The 567-nt window shown below is 38.8% G+C and carries 1 protein-coding gene; it reads right to left on the bottom strand.

Annotation, left to right across the window (positions count from 1 at the left end; all coding sequences use genetic code 11):
• Positions 1–92: 92 nt before the first annotated feature.
• The coding region (locus M595_RS31430) for a hypothetical protein (RefSeq protein ID WP_023069992.1) at positions 93–567 on the bottom strand (475 nt) is incomplete at its 5' end.

The following is a 567-nucleotide window of genomic DNA, read 5'->3' as shown; positions in this document are numbered from 1 at the left end:
TTTTATTAATAAAAAGCTATTTTTGATCAGAAAAAACCCTCACCCCACCACTCCTTTTATGCACTCTCAAAGATTGTAAGGTTCATGTACTGTTATACAATACTTTCAGGACTATCTGCGAAAATAATCGTGCTAGAGTTGAGACTCGAATCAATGAGATACTCACTAATACTCTGACTCCCTTCTACTTCCGCTAAGTCTTGAGAATCTATTGTATTTCGAGTTAGAAGTCGATAAGTAACGGGAATAGCACCTTCTTCACTTTGCTCTGGAGGGAGAGAACTATCATCGAAAATGGGAATGCTAATGGTTGCGGTTTGTGCGGTAATCGTAAAGGCAAATCCGGTAAAATCAAAGTCTCCTGTGGGGAAACTTTCACCTCCTGTATAAGAAAGTTCGGTGAGATCAAATTGAGTTAAAGATTGGGAAAGATCGCTATCTACAAATACTCGAAGTCCGTCTTCAGGAGGGGGTTGGTCGAGTGAAAATTCAAAGTTTATCCGAGTTTCTTCTGTCTCAATCAATGTGTTTGGACTCGCACTAAAACTAACTTGAATTAACTCATTT

Source organism: Lyngbya aestuarii BL J, assembly GCF_000478195.2.
Taxonomy (GTDB): Bacteria; Cyanobacteriota; Cyanobacteriia; order Cyanobacteriales; family Microcoleaceae; genus Capilliphycus; species Capilliphycus aestuarii.
The sequence above is the reverse complement of the archived record's forward strand: the minus strand, read 5'-3'. Positions and strand labels throughout refer to the sequence as shown.